This is a genomic window from Xanthobacter variabilis (assembly GCF_043831965.2).
Lineage (GTDB): Bacteria > Pseudomonadota > Alphaproteobacteria > Rhizobiales > Xanthobacteraceae > Xanthobacter.
Genome location: NZ_CM195533.1, coordinates 2,035,968 through 2,058,926, shown reverse-complemented (window position 1 = coordinate 2,058,926; position 22,959 = coordinate 2,035,968). Strand labels below are relative to the sequence as shown.

General features: G+C 68.9%; 21 protein-coding genes. 17 read left to right on the top strand and 4 right to left on the bottom strand.

The window, feature by feature from the left end:
• Positions 1 to 138: 138 nt before the first annotated feature.
• Both V5F26_RS08965 and dapE read right to left on the bottom strand, forming a co-directional pair.
• The gene (locus V5F26_RS08965; RefSeq protein WP_234052621.1) at positions 139 to 900 is read right to left on the bottom strand and encodes an alpha/beta hydrolase; all 762 of its coding nucleotides are present in this window, start codon (positions 898 to 900) and stop codon (positions 139 to 141) included.
• 96 nt (positions 901 to 996) lie between these two features.
• Positions 997 to 2,184, bottom strand: coding sequence for a succinyl-diaminopimelate desuccinylase (gene dapE, locus V5F26_RS08960; RefSeq protein WP_394054714.1), 1,188 nt, complete (start codon positions 2,182 to 2,184; stop codon positions 997 to 999).
• Positions 2,185 to 2,395: 211 nt separating this feature from the next.
• On the opposite strand from dapE, the gene V5F26_RS08955 reads away from it, so the two are divergent.
• The 3 genes from V5F26_RS08955 (at position 2,396) to V5F26_RS08945 (ending at position 7,525) form a co-directional block, all read left to right on the top strand.
• Positions 2,396 to 5,017 (top strand): DUF3772 domain-containing protein, encoded by a 2,622-nt coding sequence (locus V5F26_RS08955; protein WP_394947457.1) that lies wholly within the window; start codon positions 2,396 to 2,398, stop codon positions 5,015 to 5,017.
• 88 nt (positions 5,018 to 5,105) lie between these two features.
• Positions 5,106 to 5,651 (top strand): CAP domain-containing protein, encoded by a 546-nt coding sequence (locus V5F26_RS08950; RefSeq protein WP_394947458.1) that lies wholly within the window; start codon positions 5,106 to 5,108, stop codon positions 5,649 to 5,651.
• Positions 5,652 to 5,911: 260 nt separating this feature from the next.
• On the top strand, positions 5,912 to 7,525 hold the full coding sequence (locus tag V5F26_RS08945) for an AMP-binding protein (RefSeq protein WP_394947459.1): 1,614 nt from the start codon (positions 5,912 to 5,914) through the stop codon (positions 7,523 to 7,525).
• A gap of 60 nt (positions 7,526 to 7,585) precedes the next feature.
• On the opposite strand, the gene V5F26_RS08940 is transcribed toward V5F26_RS08945, so the two are convergent.
• Complete coding sequence (locus V5F26_RS08940) at positions 7,586 to 8,350, bottom strand: aldolase/citrate lyase family protein (RefSeq protein WP_234052625.1); 765 nt, start codon at positions 8,348 to 8,350, stop codon at positions 7,586 to 7,588.
• 188 nt (positions 8,351 to 8,538) lie between these two features.
• Complete coding sequence (rnhB, locus tag V5F26_RS08935) at positions 8,539 to 9,234, bottom strand: ribonuclease HII (RefSeq protein ID WP_394947460.1); 696 nt, start codon at positions 9,232 to 9,234, stop codon at positions 8,539 to 8,541.
• 228 nt (positions 9,235 to 9,462) lie between these two features.
• Here rnhB and ypfJ point away from each other — a divergent pair, with 228 nt between their 5' ends.
• From ypfJ to rpsU, 14 genes are all read left to right on the top strand, one after another.
• Positions 9,463 to 10,368, top strand: a complete 906-nt coding sequence (gene ypfJ / locus V5F26_RS08930) for a KPN_02809 family neutral zinc metallopeptidase (RefSeq protein WP_394054720.1) — start codon at positions 9,463 to 9,465, stop codon at positions 10,366 to 10,368.
• Between the two features lie 102 nt (positions 10,369 to 10,470).
• Positions 10,471 to 12,108 carry an acyl-CoA dehydrogenase family protein gene (locus V5F26_RS08925; RefSeq protein ID WP_394947461.1) on the top strand — a complete coding sequence of 546 codons (1,638 nt, stop codon included), beginning with the start codon at positions 10,471 to 10,473 and terminating at the stop codon, positions 12,106 to 12,108.
• Positions 12,109 to 12,347: 239 nt separating this feature from the next.
• Positions 12,348 to 12,629 carry an acyl carrier protein gene (locus tag V5F26_RS08920; protein WP_012113283.1) on the top strand — a complete coding sequence of 94 codons (282 nt, stop codon included), beginning with the start codon at positions 12,348 to 12,350 and terminating at the stop codon, positions 12,627 to 12,629.
• A 41-nt stretch (positions 12,630 to 12,670) separates the two neighbouring features.
• Positions 12,671 to 13,144: a 3-hydroxyacyl-ACP dehydratase FabZ family protein gene (locus V5F26_RS08915; protein ID WP_394054721.1), complete on the top strand. Its 474-nt coding sequence runs from the start codon at positions 12,671 to 12,673 to the stop codon at positions 13,142 to 13,144.
• Entirely contained in the window at positions 13,137 to 14,324 is a 1,188-nt protein-coding gene (locus tag V5F26_RS08910; RefSeq protein WP_394947462.1) for a beta-ketoacyl-ACP synthase, read from the top strand. Before V5F26_RS08915 ends, V5F26_RS08910 begins: the two co-directional genes overlap by 8 nt.
• A 312-nt stretch (positions 14,325 to 14,636) precedes the next feature.
• Positions 14,637 to 15,920: a beta-ketoacyl-ACP synthase gene (locus V5F26_RS08905; protein WP_394947463.1), complete on the top strand. Its 1,284-nt coding sequence runs from the start codon at positions 14,637 to 14,639 to the stop codon at positions 15,918 to 15,920.
• Between the two features lie 313 nt (positions 15,921 to 16,233).
• Positions 16,234 to 16,983: an SDR family oxidoreductase gene (locus V5F26_RS08900; protein ID WP_394054724.1), complete on the top strand. Its 750-nt coding sequence runs from the start codon at positions 16,234 to 16,236 to the stop codon at positions 16,981 to 16,983.
• A 21-nt stretch (positions 16,984 to 17,004) separates the two neighbouring features.
• Positions 17,005 to 18,027, top strand: a complete 1,023-nt coding sequence (locus tag V5F26_RS08895) for a zinc-binding dehydrogenase (RefSeq protein ID WP_394947464.1) — start codon at positions 17,005 to 17,007, stop codon at positions 18,025 to 18,027.
• Positions 18,028 to 18,105: 78 nt separating this feature from the next.
• Positions 18,106 to 19,029, top strand: coding sequence for a lipid A biosynthesis lauroyl acyltransferase (locus tag V5F26_RS08890; RefSeq protein ID WP_394947465.1), 924 nt, complete (start codon positions 18,106 to 18,108; stop codon positions 19,027 to 19,029).
• A 188-nt stretch (positions 19,030 to 19,217) separates the two neighbouring features.
• Positions 19,218 to 20,162, top strand: a complete 945-nt coding sequence (locus V5F26_RS08885) for a diguanylate cyclase (protein WP_234052634.1) — start codon at positions 19,218 to 19,220, stop codon at positions 20,160 to 20,162.
• Positions 20,163 to 20,266: 104 nt separating this feature from the next.
• A complete protein-coding gene (gene purE, locus V5F26_RS08880) occupies positions 20,267 to 20,749 on the top strand; it encodes a 5-(carboxyamino)imidazole ribonucleotide mutase (protein ID WP_394947466.1) in 483 nt (160 codons plus the stop codon).
• 4 nt (positions 20,750 to 20,753) lie between these two features.
• The gene (locus V5F26_RS08875) at positions 20,754 to 21,863 is read left to right on the top strand and encodes a 5-(carboxyamino)imidazole ribonucleotide synthase (protein ID WP_394947467.1); all 1,110 of its coding nucleotides are present in this window, start codon (positions 20,754 to 20,756) and stop codon (positions 21,861 to 21,863) included.
• A gap of 76 nt (positions 21,864 to 21,939) precedes the next feature.
• Positions 21,940 to 22,281 (top strand): hypothetical protein, encoded by a 342-nt coding sequence (locus tag V5F26_RS08870; protein ID WP_394947468.1) that lies wholly within the window; start codon positions 21,940 to 21,942, stop codon positions 22,279 to 22,281.
• 189 nt (positions 22,282 to 22,470) lie between these two features.
• The gene (rpsU, locus tag V5F26_RS08865) at positions 22,471 to 22,698 is read left to right on the top strand and encodes a 30S ribosomal protein S21 (RefSeq protein WP_234052638.1); all 228 of its coding nucleotides are present in this window, start codon (positions 22,471 to 22,473) and stop codon (positions 22,696 to 22,698) included.
• The last annotated feature ends 261 nt before the right edge of the window (positions 22,699 to 22,959 follow it).

Here is a 22,959-nt window from a genome sequence, read left to right as displayed (position 1 = left end):
CTTAGCGCGTTCCTGCACGCCTACCCCTGCGCTCGAAAACGCTCCAATCTCTGAGCGGCTCCGCGCGCGGCCGGGTCCAAAGACCGCACGAGGCCCACGGGCTCGCGCCGGCACCCATTGGGGCGCCGGCATCAGCCATCACAGGAATTCGGACACCACCTGGGCCAACCGCTCCAGATCCTCGGGCCGCGACAGGCGGTGGTCGCCGTCCTTGATGAGCGAGAACACCACATCGTCCTCGGCCAGACAGGTCACGAGCCGCATGGCGTGCTCCCACGGCACGTCCTCGTCCTTCGCGCCCTGGAGGATGCGCACCGGGCAGCCCACCGCGAAGGGCGCGCCCAAAATAAGGTGGCTGCGCCCGTCCTCGATCAGGGTACGGGTGATGACATACGGCTCGTCGCCATAAGGCGTGGGCTTGAGAAAGCGGCCGTTGACGGTGATCTCGCTCTGCACCTCGGCCGGGAACCGCGACCACATCAGCGTTTCCGTGAAGTCCGGCGCGGGCGCCACCAGGACCAGCGCCTTCAGGCGCGTCTCGCCCCTTGCGGCCAGCGCGCGCGCCAGCAGCAGCGCCAGCCAGCCGCCCATGGACGAGCCCACCACCACCTGCTCGCCCGCGGTGGCCCCATCGAACACCGCCAGCGCCTCTTCGAGCCAGCGCGAGATGGTGCCCTCCTCGAACGCGCCGCCGGAAGCGCCGTGGCCCGAATAGTCGAACCGCACATAAGCGTGGCTCCGCTCCGCGGCGAGGGCGGCGAGGCGCTCGGCCTTGGTGCCGGTCATGTCCGACTTGAAGCCGCCCAGCCAGAACACCCCCGGCGCGTCACCGGGGATTGCACGGACCGCGATGTCGCGGCCGGCCACGTCGAGGCGATAGGCGGTTTCGTCATGACTCATGCGTCAGGTCTCCAGGGTGTTGGGGCATCGCGCCAGAGGTGAATCCGGATCGCGCCAGGACAGCGCGCCAGGACAGCGCGCCAATTGCGAAAGACTCTACGCGAAATGCGCGAAATATCGCGTGATGATCTGCGAATAAATGGCGGTGAGGTCCTCAAGATCGCGCACGCTGGTCGCCTCGTCCACCTTGTGCATGGTCTGGCCCACCAGGCCGAATTCCACCACCGGGCACAAATCCTTGATAAAGCGCGCATCGGACGTGCCGCCGGAGGTGGAGGCCTCCGGCCGGCGGCCGGTCACCGCCTCCACCGCTCCGGCGACGATGTCCACGAACGGCCCGGGCGCGGTGATGAAGCTCTCGCTGGCACCCGGCGGGAAGGCGATGTCGTACGGCTCGCCGGCCGCATCGAGCCGGCGGCGAATCTCGTCCTTCAGGGTGGCGAGCGAGAAATGGTCGTTGAAGCGCACATTGAAACGCGCGGTCGCCTCGGCCGGAATGACGTTGAAGGCCGTATTGCCCACATCCACCGAGACCACTTCCAGGTTGGACGGCGGGAAGAAGTCCGAGCCGGCGTCGAGCGGCGCCGCGATCAGGCCGGAGAGCAGCCGCACCAGGCGCGGCACCGGATTGTCCGCCAGATGGGGATAGGCCACGTGCCCCTGCACGCCACGCACGGTGACCACGCCCGAGAGGCTGCCGCGCCGGCCAATCTTGAAGGCGTCGCCCAATGTCGCGGGATTGGTGGGCTCGCCCACCACGCAATGGTCGATGGTCTCGCCCTTGGCCTTCAGCCATTCCACCACCTTCACGGTGCCGTCGAGGGCGGGCCCCTCCTCGTCGCCGGTGATGAGGAAGGAGAGCGAGCCCTTTTCCGGCCGCCCATAATGCAGGGCCGCGGCGAGGAAGGCGGCCACCGCCCCCTTCATGTCCACCGCGCCGCGCCCGAACAGGCGGCCGTCCGCGATCTCGCCCGAGAAGGGGCCATGGCTCCAGCGCGCCGCATCGCCCACCGGCACCACGTCCACATGGCCGGCGAAGCACAGGTTCGGGCCATCCTCACCGATGCGGGCGTAGAGATTGACGATGGGCACGCCCGAGGTGTCGAAGGTCAGCCGCTCCACCTTGTAGCCCGCGCCAGCCAGCAGCTCGGCCACCAGGTCGAGGGCGGCCTTCGCCTCCGGCGTCACGGAGGGCGCCCGGATGAGGGCTGTGGCCAGGGCCACCGGATCGTGAACATTGGCGGACGAAGAAACGGCGGGCTTGACGGGATCGATGGAGGTCATCAAGGAAACCTTCTGACGCGCCGGGCGTGGGGGCGGGCCCGGTGCACCCCGAATTAGCGGGAACTGCCATAACCACGCCAGAGATTTCGTCGCGGAGCCTCCCCTGCGGCAGGCGGGGCCGGGCAGATCCGCCGCGTGAATCTGCTGCCAGAAGCCATTGCCATGAGTCCGCCGCGTTCACGCGACAGGAACGCCGGCTCGGAGGTGAGGAATGCGTTTTCCGAAGTCGAAGGAGCTGATCGCGGCGCTCGCACTGTGGGCGGGCGTGCTGGGCGCGAGCGTCGGGGGCGTCGTCGCACCGGCACCGGCCAGCGCGGCCGAGCCCGCCAGCGGCAACGCGACCAAGGCGGCTGAGACCGCGAAGCCCGAAGCCCCCGCAGCGGGCGCGCCGGCCGCTGACGCGCCTGCGGCAGCCCCCGCGACGGAAGCCGCGCCGGCCCCGAAGGCCCCCCTTCCCCCCGACCCGGTGGTGACCGCCGCGCGCGAGAAGATCGAGTCCAACCGGACCGCCCTCGACGCGCTGGAGGCCGGCCTTTCCGTGGATGGGCTGCGCGCCAGCGACCTCGACGACCTGCGCGCGCGCCTCGACCCCGTACGCCGCGAGCTGCAGCAGCTGGCTGATGAGATCGGCCCCCGCCTGGCCGACGCGAGGGCGCGCCTCAAATCCATTCCCGCCAAGCCCGGCGAGGGAGCGCCCGCCGAGGACCCCGGCGTGACCGCCGACCGCGAGCGGCTGCAGAAGACCACCGCCGACCTCGACGCGGTACTGGGGCCCGTGCGCACCCTTTCGGACCGCGCCGCCCAAGCCACAGACCGCATCAGCGCCCGCCGCCGCGCCCTGTTCACGAACCAGCTGTTCGAGCGCAGCGATTCCATCCTCGACCCCGGCCTGTGGGCCGCCGCCCTGACGGCGACCGGCGCCGAGCTGCACTCCACCCAGCTCCTCATCACCGACTGGAGCGCCTATGCCAGCCACCGGCAGGGGCCGCTGGCGCTGACGGGCATCCTGGCGGGCACGTTCGCCGTGGTGGCGCTGGTGGTGTTCGCCGGCCGCTGGCTGCGCCGGCGCCTGCGCACCCCGCCGCCGCCGGAGGGCGAGAGCTTCACCCGCCTGCGCGCCGCGCGCGAGGCGCTGAAGGTGTTGCTGCTGGAAGCCACGGTGGCGCCGGTGGCCACCATCCTCGGCGTCTCCCTCATCGATACGTTCGAGATTATCCCGCCGCGCGCGGATGAGCTGGTGCACGGCATCGCTGTCGCGATCATCATCAAGGCCATCGGCACGGCCGCAGCGCGCGCCATGCTGGCACCGGGAGAACCCTGGCGGCGGATGCCGCCGATCTCCGACCGCGCCGCCATGATCACCTTCCGCTACTTCTCATGGGCGGTGTGGACTCTGGCGGTGGCGGCGGTGCTGAACGCCCTGCACCGGGTGCTGTTCGCTCCCCTGGGCCTCACGGTGGTGACCAGCGCGGTGATGGCCTTGCTCATCGCCGTCTTCATCGCCCGCTTCCTGCTCCACCTCGCGCGCTCCGAGGAGGATGACGAGGATTCCGCCGCCCAGGACGGCGGCGAGAAGAGCGGCTCCCACCCCATCGAGGGGCGCCACTGGGTGCGCCTTTTGGTGTGGCTGGTGGTGGCTCTGGTGATCGGAGCGCTGGTGGTGGGCTATGTGAGCTTCGCCGCCTTCATCGCCAGCCGCGTGGTGGTGGCCAGCGCCATCCTCGGCGTGCTCTACGTTCTGTACGGCCTCATCGACTCCTTCTTCGGCACCGGCCTTGCGGCCGACACGCCGCGCTCGCGGCACCTTTCCAAGGCGCTGGGCCTGAAGCCCACCAGCCTGGAGCTGATCGGGGTGGTCGTGTCCGGCCTGCTGAAGGTGCTGCTGTTCGTTGTGGCGGCGGTGCTCATCGTGGGCAGCTGGGGGGCGTCCTCCGCCGACGTGATGGATACGGTGGAGCGCATCTCCTTCGGCATCCATATCGGCAACATCAACATCACGCTGTCGAGCGTGCTCTATGCCGCCATCTTCCTGGTGGTGGGCATCGTGGTGGCGCGCGGCCTGCAACGGTGGATCGCCACCGCCCTGCTGCCACGCACGGGGCTCGAACCCTCGCTGCAATCCTCCATCGCCACCATCGTCGGCTATGTGGGGTTCATCGTCGTCCTGATGGGCGCCATGAGCGAGCTGGGGCTGAACCTGGAAAACCTCGCATTGGTGGCCGGCGCCCTCTCGGTGGGTATCGGTTTCGGCCTGCAGTCCATCGTGTCGAACTTCGTGTCGGGCCTGATCCTGCTGGCGGAACGGCCGATCCGGGTGGGCGACACCATCAATGTGAAGGGCGAGGAAGGCTATGTGCGACGCATCTCGGTGCGCTCCACGGAGATCGAAACCTTCGACCGCGCCTCGGTGATCGTGCCCAATTCGGACCTCATCACCGGCATGGTGAAGAACTGGACCCACGCCAACACCACCGGCCGCATCATCATCACCGTCAACACCCCCTATGACGCGGACGCGGAGGAGGTGCGCGACATTCTGGTGGGCTGCGCCTGCGCCCATCCGCAGGTGCTGCAATCGCCGCCGCCGCGCGTGTTCCTCACCAAGTTCACCGAGATGGGCATGGTGTTCGAGCTGCGGTGCGTGGTGGCCAATGTCGACTATTCGCTGACCGTGAAGAGCGATCTGCACTTCCAGATCCTGTCGCGCTTCCGCGTGGCGGGGGTCGGCATGGTGTCGCAGCCGTGGGCCTCGCTGGCGCGCGCGCCGGCCGATCTGGTGCCGCGCCCGGCGCCCGGCAGCAGCGGGCCCGCCGATCTCACCCAGGGGGATTAACGCCCCCTATACCGGCCCGGGCGCACAAGGTCCGGGCCGTACCGGCGCCCGATGGGGCGCCCCTTTCGCCTTGTCTGCTGGAGCCGCCATGCGCGCCCTTCTCACCGCTCCCTCGCATTCCCGCTGGAGCAACCGCCGCGCCGGGGTCGGCCTCGTGCTGGCCCTGATGCTCGCGGGCTGCGGCACCACCGAGACTGTGACCGAGCAGCCGGCCTTCTATACCAACCTCGCCAAGACCGGGAAGCCGGTGGACGCGGAGGCCGCCGCCTCCATGATCTCCGACTACCGCACCGCGCGCGGTCTCTCGCCCGTCACCATCGACCCGGCGTTGAACCAGATCGCCCAGAACCAGGCCAACGCCATGGCCAAGGCCGACAGCCTCTCCCACGAGGTGGGCGGGCGCACCTTCATCCAGCGCATGAAGGCCTCCGGCTACCCTTCCAGGATGGCGGTGGAGAATGTGGGTGCCGGCTACCACACCCTGGCCGAGGCCTTTTCCGGCTGGCGGGATTCTCCCCCACACAACAAGAACATGCTGACGCCGGGCGTGACCCGCATGGGCATCGCCACCGCCAACGCGCCCAATTCCAAGTACAAGGTCTACTGGGCCCTCGTCCTCGCCCAGCCGGACTAGGCGGTCTCCGAGCGTAGCGGGAGCCGGTTCGCCGGTCAGGCGCGCTGGGGCCGATCGGCTGTCGCGCCTTCTGCCGGGTGCGCTCCCGGAAGGCCGCTGGCCCCATGCCCTGCGCAAGACCCCACGTTCCGGAAGGCCGCTACCACCGCGTGTGCATCGCGAAGGCGCATTTTGCGTCGCGGCAAATCTTCGTGGACCCGCGGCCTTTGAGCCGTTAGCGTCCCCGCCCGTTTTGAACGGCGAGGCAGGGACTTCCACGGATGTTGCCGGATATCTGCGATTATGACGGGCTGATCCGCGCCTTCCGCTGGGCGCTGCCCGCCACCTACAACATGGCCGCCCACGCCTGCGACCAGTGGGCCGCCCAGGAGCCGGGCCGGCCCGCTTTGTACCTTCCCGCCGATGGCGGCTTCGCGCCTTTCTCCTATGGCGCCCTTTCCTCCCTCTCCAATCGCCTCGCCCAGGCGCTGCGCGCCAAGGGCGTTGCGGCCGGGGATCGGGTGGGCATCCTGCTGCCGCAATCGGTGGAGGTTCTGGCCACCCATTTCGCCGTCTACAAGCTGGGCGCCATCGCCGTGCCGCTGGCGGGCGCCTTTGGGGTGGAGGCCCTCGCCTACAGGCTCGAGGATTCCGGGGCGCGCGCCCTCGTCACCGACGATGCCGGCCTCGCCAAGATCGCCAACCGCCCCGAAGCGCTCGACCTCATCGTGAACGTGGACGGCGCGCGCGACGGCGTGCTGTCGTTCGCGGATCTGGTGGCGGCGGGAGCCGACCGCCCCATGGGCCTCGTCACCACGCCCGACACGCCGGCGCTGATGATCTACACCTCCGGCACCACGGGCCAGCCCAAGGGGGCCCTGCATGGCCACCGCGTACTGCTGCCCCATGTGAGCGGGGTGCGCTTCACCCACGATTTCCTGCCCCATCCCGGCGACCGCATGTGGACCCCCTCGGACTGGGCCTGGGCCGGCGGACTGCTCAACACGGTGCTGCCGGCGCTGGCGCTGGGCGTTCCGGTGGTGGTGCAGCCCAAGGGCAAGTTTGATCCGGAAGCGGCCTTCGCCCTCATTGCGGCGGCGGGCGTGCGCAACGCCTTCATTCCCCCCACCGCGCTCAAGATGATGCGCGCCGTGCCCTCGCCCCAGGCCCGCTTCGGCTTCGACCTGCGCACGGTGGGCTCGGCCGGCGAGGCGCTGGGGGCGGAAACCTTCTCCTGGAGCCGGGAGGCGCTGGGGGTGCAGGTGAACGAGTTCTACGGCCAGACGGAGTGCAACTACGTCATCGGCTCGAACGCGGCGCTGGGCGTCTCGCGCGCCGGGGCCACCGGCAAGGCCCTCCCCGGCCACGAGGTGGCGGTGCTGAAGGAGGACGGCCAGCCCGCCGCGGCGGGCGAGATGGGGCAGATCGCGGTGCGCGCCGGCGACCCGGTGATGTTCCTCTCCTACTGGAACCGGCCCGAGGCCACCGCCGCGAAATACACCGAGGCCGACGACCGGGACGGCTGGTTCCTCACTGGCGATCTCGCCCGCCGGGACGAGGACGGCTATTTCCACTTCCTGGGCCGTGATGACGACATCATCACCTCCGCCGGCTACCGCATCGGCCCGGCGGAGATCGAGGACACCCTGCTGCGCCATCCGGCGGTGGCGCTGGCGGCGGCGGTGGGCAAGCCGGACCCGCTGCGCACCGAGATCGTGAAGGCGGTGCTGGTGCTGACACCGGGCTACAGCGCCTCCGACAGCCTGGTGGCGGAGATCCAGGATTTCGTCCGCACGCGCCTCGCCGCCTATGAATATCCGCGTGAGATCGTGTTCGCGGACGAGCTGCCGCTCACCACCACCGGCAAGGTCATCCGCCGCGCCCTGCGGGGCTGAGGACAGGCCCCCGCCAGGATCGGACCGGCGGGACACTCTGCCGTGGGGACGCGGCCGCCGCTATTCCCGATAGCTGCGCACCAGCTCATCGGCGGCGCGCACCAGCAACATCACGTCGATGCCCACCGCCGTGAACACAGCGCCAGCGGCCATGTAGCGGCGGGCGAGATCGGGCGTGCTGGTGAGGATGCCCGGCCGATTGCCGGCGCTGAGAATGCGCAGCATGGCGGATTCGATCTCCGCCACCACCTTCGGGTGGCTGGTCTGGTTCAGGTAGCCCATGGACGCGGAGAGGTCCCCGGGCCCGATGAAGACGCCGTCCACGCCCTCGACGGCGGCGATCTCCTCCACCTGCTCCAGCGCCTCCATGGTCTCCACCTGCACCAGCACGCACATTTCCTGCTCGTGGCGGGTGAAGTAGTCGCCCATGCGCCCGAAAGCGGTGGCCCGCACATTGCTGGCAAAGCCGCGAACGCCATTGGGCGGATAGCGCGTGGCGGCCACCGCCGCGCGCGCCTCCTCGGCATTCTGCACCATGGGCACGAGGATGGTGTCGGCGCCCAGGTCCAGCACCCGCTTGATCATCACCGGATCATTCCACGGCACCCGCACCACCGGGTGGGCGGTGCCACGCGACGTGGCCTGCAGCAGCGCAAGGATGCTCGGCACGTCGTTGGGCGCGTGCTCGGCATCGATCAGCAGCCAGTCGAAACCGGAGGCGCCCACCGCCTCCGCCGTGATGGGACTGGGAATGGAGCACCACAGGCCGAGCTGCTGGCGCCCGGCATGGAGCGCGCGCTTGAAGTGGTTGTCAGGGCGGTGCATGGGCTTCTCCATCGCCGGCGGCCGGGGCTCGTCCACCGGTTCCGGCTCGTCATATCACCATCGCGGCGCCGTGCGCAGGCCGCGCCGCCAGGGCCGCTCCCCGTCGCGCGGAACCGGGGCAGGCTCAAGGCTGTTCGGACGGCGCCCGGCCCTGAGGCGAACCGGTGTCCACCCCGCTGGAAGCCGCCTTACTCCTCCCCGTCGGCCCCGAACAGCCGCAGTTGCTGCTCGCGGACGGGGGCGAACGAAAAGCGATGGTGCGGGCAGGGGCCATGCGCCTTCAGTGCCTGCAAATGGGCTTTGCTGCCGTAGCCCTTGTGGCTCTCGAAATGATAGGCCGGAAAGGCCATGCCGAGCTGCACCATCAGCCGGTCGCGCACCACCTTGGCGACGATGGAGGCGGCGGCGATGGAGGCGACGCAGGCATCCCCGCCCACGATGGCTTCCACCGCGCAGGCCGCCGGCGGCGGATCATTGCCGTCCACCAGCAGCAGCGCAGGATGGCGGGGCAGCCCCGCCGCCGCCTGGGCCAGCGCCCACAAGGTGGCCTGGCGGATATTGTCGCGATCGATGCGCGCGGGCGGGGCCAGGCTCACCGCCACTTCGGCCGTGGCGCAGATCTCCGCATAGAGCTTCTCCCGCCGTGCCGCGGAAAGCTTCTTCGAATCGTTGAGGCCCTGCGGCACGCGTTCGGGATCGAGGATCACCGCCGCAGCCACCACCGGACCGGCCAGCGGCCCGCGCCCCACCTCGTCGGCGCCCGCCACCGGCAGCAGGCCGGCGGCCATGTGCGCCCGCTCGCGGCTGAAATCGAGCGGCGTGAAGCCATCGATCAGCGGGCCGAGCCTCGTCTGCCCACCCGTGGTCCCCCGTCCCCTGGGCATCCCTCGCCCCCTTCTCGCCTGCGCCATCGCGCGCCCGATCGCCCCGCCGGGAACAGGCCCTGCCCCTTGAGCGATGTCGCAAGGGTGGTGAGCGCGCGGCGCGCGGTGTAACACAGAACGCAGCGTGGAGCCCGGTGGCGCCCGGAGCCTCCACGGCGCCGGATAGCCGCCCCCGGACGGACGAGACGTCGCGGTGCGGCCAGCGCGACGCGTGCAGGAGAACAGCCGATGCGTTGGGAGGACTATCGCTCCAGCGACAATGTGGAGGACCGGCGCGGCCAGGGCGGCGGCGGCTTCCAGATGCCGGGCGGGCGCGGCGGCCTCGGCATCGGCACCATCATCATCGTCGGCCTGATCGGCTGGGCGCTGGGCATCAACCCGGCGGTGCTCATCGGCGGGCTCGAGGCCATCAACGGCATGGGCGGCCAGCAGCAGCAAACCCTGCCGCAGCGCCAACAGGGCCAGCAGAGCGCCAGCCAAGGCGCACCCAAGGACCAGCTGGGCCGCTTCGCCGCGGCCGTTCTCGCCCAGACCGAGGATGTGTGGACCGAGATCTTCCGCGCCGACGGCAAGGCCTATCAGGACCCCAAGCTGGTGCTGTTCTCCGGCTCCACCCGCTCGGCCTGCGGCGGCGCGCAGGCGGCCATGGGGCCGTTCTACTGCCCGCTGGACCAGAAGGTTTATCTCGATCTCTCCTTCTTCCAGGAGATGAAGAGCCGCTTCAACGCGCCCGGTGACTTCGCCGCCGCCTATGTGATCGCCCACGAGGTCGGCCACCATGTGGAGAACCTCGTCGGCATCCTGCCCAAGGTGCAGCAGGCCCAGGCCCGCGCCGGCTCCCGCGCCGAGGCCAACGCCCTTTCCGTGCGCGTGGAGCTGATGGCCGACTGCCTCGCCGGGGTGTGGGCCTACCACGCCAATGCCCGTTACCGGATCCTGGAGGAAGGCGACGTGGAAGAGGCGCTCAACGCCGCCAGCGCCATCGGTGACGACAAGCTGCAAAAGCGCTCCCAGGGCTATGCCGTGCCGGACAGTTTTACCCACGGCACCTCCCGCCAGCGGGTCTCCTGGTTCACGCGCGGCCTCAAGAGCGGCTCCATGCAGCAGTGCAATACCTTCAACGGACCGATCTGAGGTACAACCGGAAGAGGACCATAATAACTCCTTGCACTCTCCCCCTGCTGCCCGCATCCTTTCCGCAAGGGCGCGGCACAAGCGACCAAGTGGGGGAATGCCATGGATCAGCCGCGCTTCACCGATGAGGTGTTCAATCAGGCGCCGCCCTTCGGCGACCTGAATCTCGCCACCCTCGACACGCCACTGATGGACAGCGTCGAGGCGGCCGGCCACGCGGAGGCGCTGTGCGCCTTCGGGGCCGAGTGGGGCAGCATCGACCGGCTGGCGCTGGGGCGCCTCGCCAACGAGAACCCGCCACTGCTGCACAGCCACGACCCCCAAGGCCGGCGCTGCGACATGGTGGAGTTCCACCCCGCCTACCACACGCTGATGGCGGCCAGCATGTCCGCCGGCCTGCATTGTTCCAGCTGGGATGTGGCCGGGCGCCCCCTGCACCGCCGCCGCGCGGCCCTGCTCTATGTGGTCAGCCAAGTGGAGGCGGGCCACGTCTGCCCGCTCACCATGACCCATGCCGCCCCAGCGGCCCTGGCTGCGGCGCCGCATCTACTGCGCGCCTGGCTGCCGCGCATCCGCTCTCGCTGCTACGATAGCCGCTTCCTGCCCTTCTGGGAGAAGGCCGGCGTCACCATCGGCATGGGCATGACGGAAAAGCAGGGCGGCAGCGACGTGCGCGCCAATGTCAGCCGCGCCGTGCCGGTGACCGCCGACGAATATGAGATCACCGGCCATAAATGGTTCTTCTCCGCCCCCATGAGCGACGCCTTCCTGGTGCTCGCCCAGGCGCCGGCGGGCCTCACCTGCTTCCTCATTCCCCGCTTCCGGCCCGATGGCGCCATCAATGGGCTGCGGCTGATGCGGCTGAAGCGCAAGCTTGGCAACTGCTCCAATGCCTCGTCCGAGGTGGAGTTCGACCGGGCCTTCGCCTGGCGGGTGGGGGAGGAAGGACGCGGCGTGCGCACCATCCTCCAGATGGTGCAGCTGACGCGGCTGGATTGCGCGGTGTCCTCCGCCGGCCTGATGCGGCTGGCGCTCACCCTCGCCCTACACCATGCGCACCACCGCCGCGCCTTTGGGCGCAGCCTGGTGGATCAGCCCGCCATGGGCATGGTGCTCGCCGACCTCGCCCTGGAGGCGGAGGCGAGCACCGCCCTGGCCATGCGCCTGGCCGAGAGCTTCGAGGCCGGCGCCGGCAATGGCGGCCTGAACAGCATGGAGGCGGCACGCGCGCGGCTGCTGACTCCGGCGGTGAAGTTCGCCATCTGCAAGGCCGCGCCCGGCTTCATTTTCGAGACCATGGAGGCGCTGGGCGGCAATGGCTACGTCGAGGAGGGCCTGATGCCCCGCCTCTACCGGGAAGCGCCCGTGAACGCCATCTGGGAGGGCTCCGGTAACGTGGTGGCCCTCGACCTGTTGCGCGCGGCCACGCGCGAGCCCGACGCCCTCCAGACCCTCCTCACCGAGCTGAAGAGCGAGGCCGCCGGCCTGCCGGGCGTGCACGCCGCCGCCGAGGAGCTGACCCGACTCATCGGCCCCTACACCCCTTCCGAGGCCCATGCCCGGCGCGCGGCCCAGACCCTCGCCAATCTTTCCGCTACGGCCGCGCTCGCCCGCACCGCCCCGGCTGAGGTTGCGGAGCACTTCGCCGCCACCCGTCTCGCCCAGCCGCGCGGATTGTTCGGTACCAACGAAATTTCCAGCATCTGCGACCTTCTGATCGAGCGCGCGTTCGCCGCCTGACGCTTGCGGGGCGCGGTGCGACGTGCGATGACAAGTCCACGCGGCGGGATCAGTTGACGTAAGGTCGCGCGGGCACCTGCAAGGCGGGGCCATTGAAACCTCGGCAAGCGTTCGCTATAGGGGCCGTCAACTCATCCTAGGGCCATCCGGCCGCACCTTCGGCCGTGGCCGTCGGCAGCGCGCCGCCCGCAAGACGCGGGTGCGGCGGGGAACGGCCAGTACACGAGAGGCGTCAGTCCATGTCTTCCACGTTCGACACGGTGGCCAACATCATCGCGGAAACGTGCGATATCCCGCGGGACACCATCACGCCGGACAGCCACGCCATCGACGATCTGGGCATCGACAGCCTCGACTTCCTGGACATCGCCTTCGCCATCGACAAGGCGTTCGGCATCAAGCTGCCGCTGGAGCAGTGGACCCAGGAAGTGAACGACGGCAAGGCCACCACCGAGCAGTATTTCGTGCTCAAGAACCTGTGCGCGCGCATCGACGAGCTGGTGGCCGCCAAGGCGGCTTGAGTTCGACTTGAATCTAAACCGCGCGAGACCGGACGGAGCCCATGCGTCCTGAAGTCTTCAAGATGATCGACCGGGTCGTTTCCATCGACCCGTCGCTCAATAAAATCCATTGCCAGGGCCTGGTGCCGCAGGAAAGCTCCATCTTCGAGGGGCATTTCCCCGGTCACCCGATCATGCCCGGTGTGCTCCTCATCGAAGCCATGGCGCAGACCACCGGATGGCTCATCCTGGCGCGCAACCGCTTTGAGAAGATGCCTTTCCTCGCCACGGTGAAGGAAGGCAAGCTGCGCACCTTCGTGGTGCCCGGGCAGAATCTCGACCTTCATTCCGAGATCCTGCACGAGGGCTCCGGCTTTGTGGTGGCCCGCACCCAGGGCCTGCTCGAAGGCAAGCTGGTGTGCTCCGCCGAGCTCACCTTCCGCGTGCTGCCCTGGCCGGAAGGCAAGATGAAGGCGGTGGTCATGAAGGTGGCCGAGCACGTTAACTTTCCCCTGACGGACTTTGCTGATGCCTGATGCGCGCGCCACGCGGCGTGAGGTGTGGATTACGGGCGTCGGGCTCGTCTCCTCACTGGGTGAGGGCCTCGAGGCCCACTGGGACGCTCTGACCAACGGCCAGGCACCCGTCACCGACGCGACCACGTTCGCGCCGTATGTGGTGCACCCCCTGGTCAAGGTGAACTTCGACACGCAGATCCCCAAAAGGGGTGATCAGCGGCAGATGGAGCCGTGGCAGCGCATCGGCACCTATGCGGCCGGCCTCGCGCTGGACGCGGCCGGCATCGCCAAGAACACCGAGATCCTGTCCAAGACCGACATGATCGTGGCGGCGGGCGGCGGCGAGCGTGACTTCGCCGTGGATGCCGCCATCCTCAACGACCTGTCCACCTCCAACGATCCCGGCCGGCTGCTCAATGAGCGACTGCTCTCGGACCTGCGGCCAACCCTGTCGCTGGCGCAGCTCTCCAACCTGCTCGCCGGCAACATCTCCATCGTGCACGGGGTCACGGGCTCGTCCCGCACCTTCATGGGCGAGGAGAGCGCGGGTGTGGACGCGGTGCGCATCGCCTATGCCCGCATCGCCGCGGGCCAGAGCGAGATCGGCCTCGTGGGCGGCGCCTACAATGCCGAGCGCGAGGACACCATGCTCCTCAACGACCTGGACGATTTCTGCCTGAAGGGCGAGTTCCGTCCGGTCTTCTCCAGCCCGGAACCGGGCATCGCGGCAGGCTCCATGGGCGCCTTCCTGGTGCTCGAATCGCCGGAGCATGCAACCGCGCGCGGCGCCACGCCCATCGCCAAGCTCTCCGGCGTCTGGTCCGAGCGGGCGCGGCGGCAGCTGGACGGCGCGGTGCGCGACAAGGTGCGCGCGCTGCTCACCACTGCGGGGACCGACGGCGCCAGCGCCATCATCTCCTGCGCCACCGGCGCACGGGCCGCCACGGCGCCCGAGGCGGAAGCCATCGCCACCACCGGCCTGCCGGTGCGAGCCGTGGCCAATCGCATGGGCCATGGCTTTGAGGCCCAGTTTATCGCCGGCCTCGCCCTCGCCGCCCTGTGCGTGTCCAAGGGCGCGCTCTATCCGGCCCTCCCGGGGGACCCTTTGGAGAAGGCGGCAGATGGGGTGGACCGCGTGGTGGTCACCTCGGTCGGTCATTGGCGCGGCGAAGGCGCCGGCGTGGTGGAAAAGATCTGAGGGCGCGCGGCGCCTTCATGTTCCGCGTGGCCCGGGGCATGCCCTTCCGCGCGGAAGAGTGAGCGACACGCGCCCGGATCGGCCGAGCACCTCGGCCGATCCGGGCGTTTCGCCATTTCAGTACCTTTTGCGAAGATGCGGCTTCGCGAAAGGCGGACGGTTGGTAAACCGCTCATTTACCTTGTGGGCGGCTTCAGCTTATTTTCCGGCGAGATCGGCCACCGGCCGCGCGCGATGCGGATGCGCGCCGGGCCGATCCAGCCATTCACGGGCGCCTCGGGCGGGCGCAGCTCGAATTGGGGGAGCCGCGACATGACGCAGGCGCATCTGGACAAATTCGGTCGGCCCATCGTGGTGGTCACCGGCATCGGGCTCGTCACCTCGCTCGGCCAGGGCAAGGAAGACAATTGGCGGCGCCTGACGGCGGGCGAATCGGGCATTCACACCATCACCCGCTTCCCCATCGAGGGCATGCGCACCACCATCGCCGGCACCGTCGACTTCCTGTTCGAAGGCCGCGTGCCCGCGCCTGATCTTTCCGAGAAGCTCGCCACCCTGGCGGTGGAGGAAGCCATTGCGGAAGCCGCCATCGGCACGGCGGGTGACTTCCCCGGCCCCCTCTTCGCCGCTGTTCCGCCGGTGGAGCTGGAATGGCCCGAGCGCCGGCAGATCGCCGATGCGGTGGGCCGTTACCCCATTGTCTATCATGACCTTCTCGCCGCCGCCGATTCGGGCAAGTTCCGCCCCTGGCACGAGCGCTTCCTGTTCGGCTCCGTGGCTGACCGCCTGGCCGACCGCTTCGGCACCCGCGGCCAGCCCATTTCCCTGTCCACCGCCTGCGCGTCGGGAGCCACCGCGATCCAGCTGGGCGTGGAAGCCATCCGCCGGGGCGACACGGACGTGGCGCTCTCCCTCGGCACCGACGGCTCCGTGCACCCGGAAGCGCTGATCCGCTTCTCACTGCTTTCGGCCCTGACCACCGCCAACGACAAGCCCGGGGAGGCCTCCCGCCCCTTCGCCAAGAGCCGCGACGGCTTCGTGATGGCGGAAGGCGCCGCCGCTTTGGTGCTGGAGAGCTATGAGCATGCCGTGGCGCGTGGCGCCAAGATTCTCGGCGTGCTGGAAGGCTGCGGCGAGATGGCGGACAATTTCCACCGCACCCGCTCCAATCCCGATGGGCGCCCCATCATCGGCTGCATGCGCAATGCCTTCGCCGATGCGGGCATCACCGCCGACGACGTGGACTATATCAACGCCCACGGCACCTCGACCCCCGAGAACGACCGCATGGAATATGTGGGCCTGAAGGGCGTGTTCAGCGAGGAGAAGCTGGCCAAGACCCCCATCTCCTCCAACAAGTCCATGATCGGCCATACGTTGACTGCGGCGGGGGCCATCGAGGCGGCGGTGTCGCTGCTCACCATCGCCAATGGCCGCATTCCGCCCACCATCAATTACAACATCCCCGATCCGGCCATTCCGCTGGACGTGGTGCCCAACGTGGCGCGCGATGCCGTGGTGAAGCGGGTAATTTCCAACTCGTTCGGCTTCGGCGGCCAAAATGTGTGTCTGGTGCTGGCGGGCGAGCCGGCGTGAGCCGACCGCGACCGCGCGCCCGCGACGCATCCGGCCTGAACGCCTCCTGCCCGCGCGCCATGCATTCGTGCAGCGGCCATTCAGGGGCAACCCGCCCCCTCTCCCATTTGCGGGGGCGGACGATGGCGGGGAAGCGCCACATCCGCCCGACCGTGCCGGCTCGCGGAACTGTGCTTGTGCCAGCACAATGCCAGGCCGGCCTGCGCGGACAGCGGCAATTCCCTGCCCTGCGGTCCCGCGCCGTGCGATACCCCATCCGCCCCTTCCCTGACGCCCCCGTCCCGGCGTGGGCGGTGAACGCATGGTGCCCCAGATGAAACCCATCCTCGTCACCGGCGGCGGCCGGGGCCTCGGCGCCGCTATCGTGCGCCAGCTGGTGGCCGCGGGCTATGCCGTCACCTTCACCTACCGCTCGGCCATCTCGGAGGCGGAAGCCCTCATGGCGGAGATCCGCGCCGCGCACCCTGAGGCGCAGCTCTCCGCGATCGCCCTCGATCTCGCGGACCGTGCGGCGGTGGACGCCTTCGCCCAGGCGCTGGAGGAAGGCGAGACCTGGTATGGCTTCTGCCACAATGCCGGCGCCTCCTATGACACGCTGGCCGCCATGATGGACCAGGACAAGGCGGAAGGCGTGATGCAGGTGAACCACTTCGCCTTCGCGCGCATCGCCCGCGCCTTGGTGCGGCCGATGACGCGGGCGCGCGAAGGGCGCATCGTGGCCATCGGCTCGGTGGCGGCGCTGCAGGCCAATCCGGGCAATGTGGCCTATGCGGCCTCCAAGGCCGCCCTGCTCGCCCATGTGCGCGGCCTTGCTATCGAGACCGCGCGGCGCGGGGTGACGGCGAACTATATCGCCCCCGGCTTCATCGATACCGCCATGCTGGAAAAGTATGCGGACTATCGTGCCAGGATGGAGGCGCAGATTCCGGCCGGCCGCTTCGCCACCCCCGACGACGTGGCGCAGGTGGCGGCCTTCCTCTTCTCCCCCGGCGCGGGCTATATGACCGGTGCCGTCCTGCCGGTGGATGGAGGGCTTTCCGCCGCCCTGCCCGCCCACCGCTGACCCGAAACAACAGAGAACAACATGCGTGGCCTCCAGCTCGTCTCCGACCGCAAGCTCGAAATCGTGACCCTGCCCGAACCCGAGGCGCCCGGCGCCGGTGAGGTGCAGATCCGCGTGAAGGCGCTGGCGCTCAACCATATCGACGTGTGGGGCTGGCGCGGCATGGCCTTCGCCAAGCGCAAGATGCCGCTCGTGGTCGGCGCCGAGGCCGCCGGCGAGATCGTGGCCCTGGGCGCCGATGTGCGCGGCCTGAAGGTGGGCCAGACGGTAGCCATGTACGGCGCCATGACCTGCGGCCACTGCAAGAACTGCCTCGCCGGGCGCGACAACCTGTGTGAAAACGTGGGCGGCGTGCTGGGCTTTCACATTGACGGCTTCGCCCGCGACATCATCAACATGCCCGAGCGCCTGGTGATCCCCGCTCCCGACGGCATCTCCTTCGAGGATGCCGCCTGCGCGGGCATCACCTTCTCCACCGTCGAGCACATGCTGTTCGACAATGCCAAGCTGGTGGAGGGCGAAACCGTGCTCGTGCACGCCGGCGGCTCGGGCATCGGCTCGGCGGCCATCCGCCTCGCCAAGGATGTGGGCGCCATGGTCATCACCACCGTGGGCGACGACGAGAAGGCCGAGAAGGCCAAGGCGCTGGGTGCCGATCACGTCATCAATTACCGCAAGGACCGGTTCGAGCACGAGGTGCGCAAGATCACCAAGAAGGTGGGCGTGGACGTGGTGTTCGAGCATGTGGGCGCGGACACCTGGAACGCCTCCCTGCTCTCCATGAAGCCCGGCGCGCGGCTCGTGACCTGCGGTTCCACCTCGGGTGTGAGCGTGCAGATGAATCTGATGCAGCTCTTCCAGCGCCAGTACAAGATTTTCGGCTCGTTCGGCGCCACCATCAAGAATGTCTCCGATGGCCTGGAAAAGATGGGGCGCGGCGTGAAGCCGGTGATCGACACGGTCGTGCCCCTCGAGAACTTCAACGAAGGCCTGGAGCGGCTCGAAAGCCGCCGCGTCTTCGGCAAGATTGTCGTGAAGTTCTGAACGCTCATCGCGACGGGCGCGGCCGGGGCTCGGCTCCTGCGCGCCCGCGCCTTTCTTCTTGCCAGCCGGTGCCGCGCCTTGCCTCGCCCTGAGACCCTCATTCGCCGCCTCAAGTCCCGCCTCACGCCCGTGGCGGAAGCGATCGTGGGCGGCTATGTGCGCTTCTCCATCTGGTGGCTGCGCCTTTGGCCGCACTGGCTCTCGTCCGGCGGCATGGCGTTCTGGGCGTGGCTGGTGGGCCCTTTCTTCCCGGTGAGCAACACCGCGCGGCGCAACCTCAAGGCCGCCTTTCCGGAGAAGAACGAGCAGGAGATCGAGCGCCTGGTGGGCGGCATCTGGGCCAATCTGGGCCGACTCACCGCGGACTTCGCCCAGCAGGATCGCCTGTGGGACTATGATCCGGCGCATCCCAATACCGGCCGCATCGAGGTGAAGGGGGCCGAGATCTTCGAACGCCTGCGCGACGATGGCCGCCCTGCCTTGTTCTTCACCGCTCACACGGGCGACTGGGAGCTGTGCGCTATCGCCGGGGCTGCGTTCCATGTGCCCGGCGGGGTGCTCTATCGGGCGCCCAACAACAGGAAAGCCGCCGAGCTGATCGAGGAGATGCGCTCGGGCACCATGCCGGGCCTCATCCGCGCCGGCCGCGATGCCGGACGCCTCATGGCGCGCATGCTCGCCGACGGCCAGCATATCGGCATGCTGGTGGACCAGTACTGGACCGGTGGCCCGGAAGTCATGTTCTTCGGCCGCCCCTGCGCCACCAATCCCACCCTGGCACGCCTCGCCCGCCAGTTTGACTGCCCGGTGCATGGCATGCGCGTCGTCCGTCTGCCGGGCGCCCGGTTCCGCATCGAGATCACCGAGGAAGTGGCTCTGCCCCGCGATGTCGAGGGCAAGATCGACGTGGTCGGGGCCATGCAGGCGGTCACCTCCATCGTCGAGGGCTGGGTGCGCGAACACCCCGAACAGTGGCTCTGGCTGCATCGCCGCTGGCGATGAGGGCTAAATATGCCGGGTCTTGTGCTCAAGACCCGCTTGACGCGCGCAAGTATTGCGGGAAATAGGCTTGCAGGTTGGCCGGTACGCAGGCACGCTTCCGGCTCATCCTTCTGCAGCTCCCCAGGCGGCCGCCCCCGCGCTGCGGGAGCCACGGCCCGCGCGTCACACGGCGAGACACGGCGACTGAGATGCAAATCGTTCTGGTGGATTCCAGTCGCGTTTCGCTGAAGCTCATCAGCCAGACGCTGGCGCAGGCTGGACACGAGGTTGTGACCTTCTCCGACGGCGCCACCGCCCTAGAATACCTGCGCTCGGGCTATCCCCTCGACGTGCTGCTGACCAGCTTCGAGCTGCCCCATATCTCCGGGCTGGAACTGTGCTGGGAAGCGCGGCTGATCGCCAATGAAGGCCGGCCGCTCTACGTCATCGCCATGTCGTCCAATGCCGATGGGCACCAGCTGATCGAGGCCCTCGATTCGGGCGCCGACGACTTCGTGGCGAAGCCGCCCGTGCCGGCCGAGCTGTTCGCCCGCCTACGCGCCGCCGAACGCCTGAACCAGGCCCGCCGCGAGCTGATTCGCCTCGCCACCGTGGACCCCCTCACCGAGCTGCTGAACCGCCGCGCCTTTTTCGAGCGCGCCCAGAACATCTGCTCGGCCGCAACCGCCGAAAAACCGGTGTCGCTGGTGATGTTCGACATCGACCACTTCAAGCGAATCAACGATTCGCGCGGCCACGATGCCGGCGACTGTGTTTTGCGCGCGGTGTCCGCCCTCGTCCGCCAGGGTCCCGGGCAGGCCGCGCGGCTCGGCGGGGAGGAGTTCGTCGTCATCCTGCCCGCGACCGCGGCGCCCCAGGCCTGGGCCATGGCCGAGGTCCTGCGCACAAAGGTGGCGGGCATGCAGGTGCCCGTGCCCTCGGGCGGGCCCGTCAGCGTCACCATCTCCCTCGGCCTCGCCCAATACCGGACCGGCGAGACCGTGGACCAGTTCCTCAAGGCTGCGGACGTCGCGCTTTATGCCGCGAAGACCGAGGGGCGCAACCGCACCGCCGTCGCCCACGCCAGCAGCGTGCTGCACCTGCCCGACGGCGCCGGCTACGAGCCTCCCGGCCCGTTGAACCATCCCGCCTGACGCCCGGAAATTCCATCGTGATGCGTTCGGATCCGCGAACGGGCCTTGCCCGAGCCGCGACGATCCGATAAAGGCGCGCTTTGCGTTTGCTGAGGATGATCGAAATGGGATCGCGGCCGGTGGCCGTCATCATGGGCAGCCAGTCCGATTGGGAAACCATGCGCCACGCCGTCGAGACGCTGCAGGCGCTCGACGTTCCCTGCGACGCGCGGATCGTCTCGGCCCATCGCACGCCAGATCGCATGTACGCCTTCGCCAAGAGCGCCAGGGCGGAGGGCTTCAAGGTGATCATCGCCGGAGCCGGCGGTGCCGCGCACCTGCCGGGAATGGTGGCCGCCCTCACCACCCTGCCGGTGTTCGGCGTGCCGGTGGAATCAAAAGCCATGTCGGGGCTCGACAGCCTCTATTCCATCGTCCAGATGCCAGCCGGCGTGCCCGTGGGCACGCTCGCCATCGGCAAGGCCGGCGCCGTCAATGCGGCGCTGCTCGCCGCCGCCGTGCTGGCCGGGTCCGACGATGCCCTGGCCGAGCGGCTGGAGGCGTGGCGGGCCGAACGCACGGCCGCCGTCGCGGAACAGCCCGTCTGAGACCATGCTTCAGCCCGGCGACACCATCGGCATCCTCGGCGGAGGCCAGCTCGGTCGCATGACCGCGCTCGCAGCCGCTCAGCTCGGCCTCAAAAGCATCATCTTCTGCCCGGAGGCGGGCAGCCCCGCCTTCCAGGTCAGCGACGCCCATGTGTGCGCCGCCTATGACAATTGGGAGGCTCTCGCCCGCTTCGCCGGCATGGTGCAGGCGGTGACCTATGAATTCGAGAACGTGCCCCTGGACACGGCCGAATTCCTCGCGGCCCGCGTGCCGCTGCGGCCCGGCCCCCGCGCGCTGGCGGTGAGCCAGGACCGGCTGCAGGAAAAAACCTTCGTCAACGGCCTTGGCATAGAGACCGCGCCGTTCGCCGCCGTGGACGACCTGGAGGGGTTGAACCGGGCGGTGGCCGCCCTCGGCCTGCCCGCAGTGCTGAAGACCCGCCGCTTCGGCTATGACGGCAAGGGCCAGGTGACGCTGCGCCCCGGCGACGACCTCGCCTCCGCCTGGGACGCCATCGGCCGGCAAAGCGCCATCCTGGAAGGGTTCGTGCCGTTCGAGCGCGAGGTCTCCATCATCGCCGCCCGGCGCTCCGACGACGCCTTCGCGGCTTATGAAGTGACCCAGAACGTCCATCGCAACCACATCCTGCACACCTCGACGGTGCCCGCGGAAGTGAGCCCGGCCGCGGCGCGGCAGGCCCGCGCCTGCGCCTGCGCCATCGCCGGCGCCCTGGATTATGTGGGCGTATTCGCGGTCGAGCTGTTCGTGGTCGGCCGTGGCGCCCAGGAGCGGGTGATCGTCAATGAGATCGCCCCCCGCGTGCATAATTCCGGGCACTGGACCCAGGACGGCGCCATCACCTCCCAGTTCGAACAGCATGTGCGCGCCATCGCCGGCTGGCCCCTGGGTGAAACCGGTCGCATCGGCCGCGTGGAGATGACCAACCTGATCGGGGATGACGTCTCCACCTGGCATGAGCTGCTCGCCGAGCCCGGCGCGCACCTGCATCTGTATGGCAAGGCCGAGGCCCGGCCGGGTCGCAAGATGGGTCATGTGAACCGCATCTGGCCCGATGATTCCGGCTGTTCCCACATTCCCGACAAAAGCTGCTGACACCCCCGACTCACGGTGTGATACAACCGTTAGCGAATCAGTCACTGCGTTTCTTTTCGGCAGCGGGGGAACCCGAATGGCCAACGGCGAAGCTTTGCTCGACATCCGCCAGACAGCCCTCCAGATGGCGCGGTCGGGTCGCTTCTGTGGCTGGCGGCTCATCGAGATCGAGCTTCGCTTCATCCGCGGGCTGAAGATCGCGCAGGCCTTCTTCCATGATGTGGAGCTGCGGGATGAACTGGACGCGCTCTGCCGTGCCGCCCAGCGCCACCGCCGCCCCCAGGCGGGATTACCCCCGGTCCCGAAGTATCGCTTCCACGGTGCCACCCTGCCCCGCCCGCCGGTGATCCGCTTTCTCTGGGATACCGCCCCGGAGAGCCCCCCGCCCTTCGGTGAGGCGCTCGCGAGCGCGGGATAATAAGCCGGCGCAAGGCTTCGCGGGTGAAAGGCCCCTCGCGCAGGCGAGTGGACAACCTTCCGCTTGTCTGATAATAGAGCGGCTCCTTCGGACATGCCGCATGGTCGCCGCATGGCGCTCTGCCCCAAGGTTCGGAGTTCCAGATCATTTCCGCACCGGATCGGCGCAACAGCTCGAAGAGGCAAACACGTGCAAGTTCTCGTCCGCGACAACAATGTTGATCAGGCCCTGAAGGCGCTCAAGAAGAAGATGCAGCGCGAAGGGATCTTCCGCGAGATGAAGCTGCGTGGTCATTACGAGAAGCCGTCCGAGAAGCGCGCCCGCGAGCAGGCCGAGGCCATCCGCCGCGCCCGCAAGCTGGCTCGCAAGCGCGCCCAGCGCGAGGGCCTGCTGCCCTCCAAGCCGCGCAGCCGCTGAGTCTTCGGACCGGCCCTGCCGTCTCGTTTCAAAGCGGGGCGACATTTCCGATTCGGGACCGATCTCGTGACGTTTGCAATCCGCGCGGCTGACCTGCGCGGATTTTCGCGTGACCTCAGTTTCAGACCCGCCGCAAAGCGACGATGTCCTCGCCGCCTGTCCGCATTTTCCTGGCCGCGACTCCGCGCCGGACGTGGCGTTAAGGCGATGGACCGGCACCGTCCGCCCGCGGGCCGAGGGCCTCGCGCCGCGACTCACCCC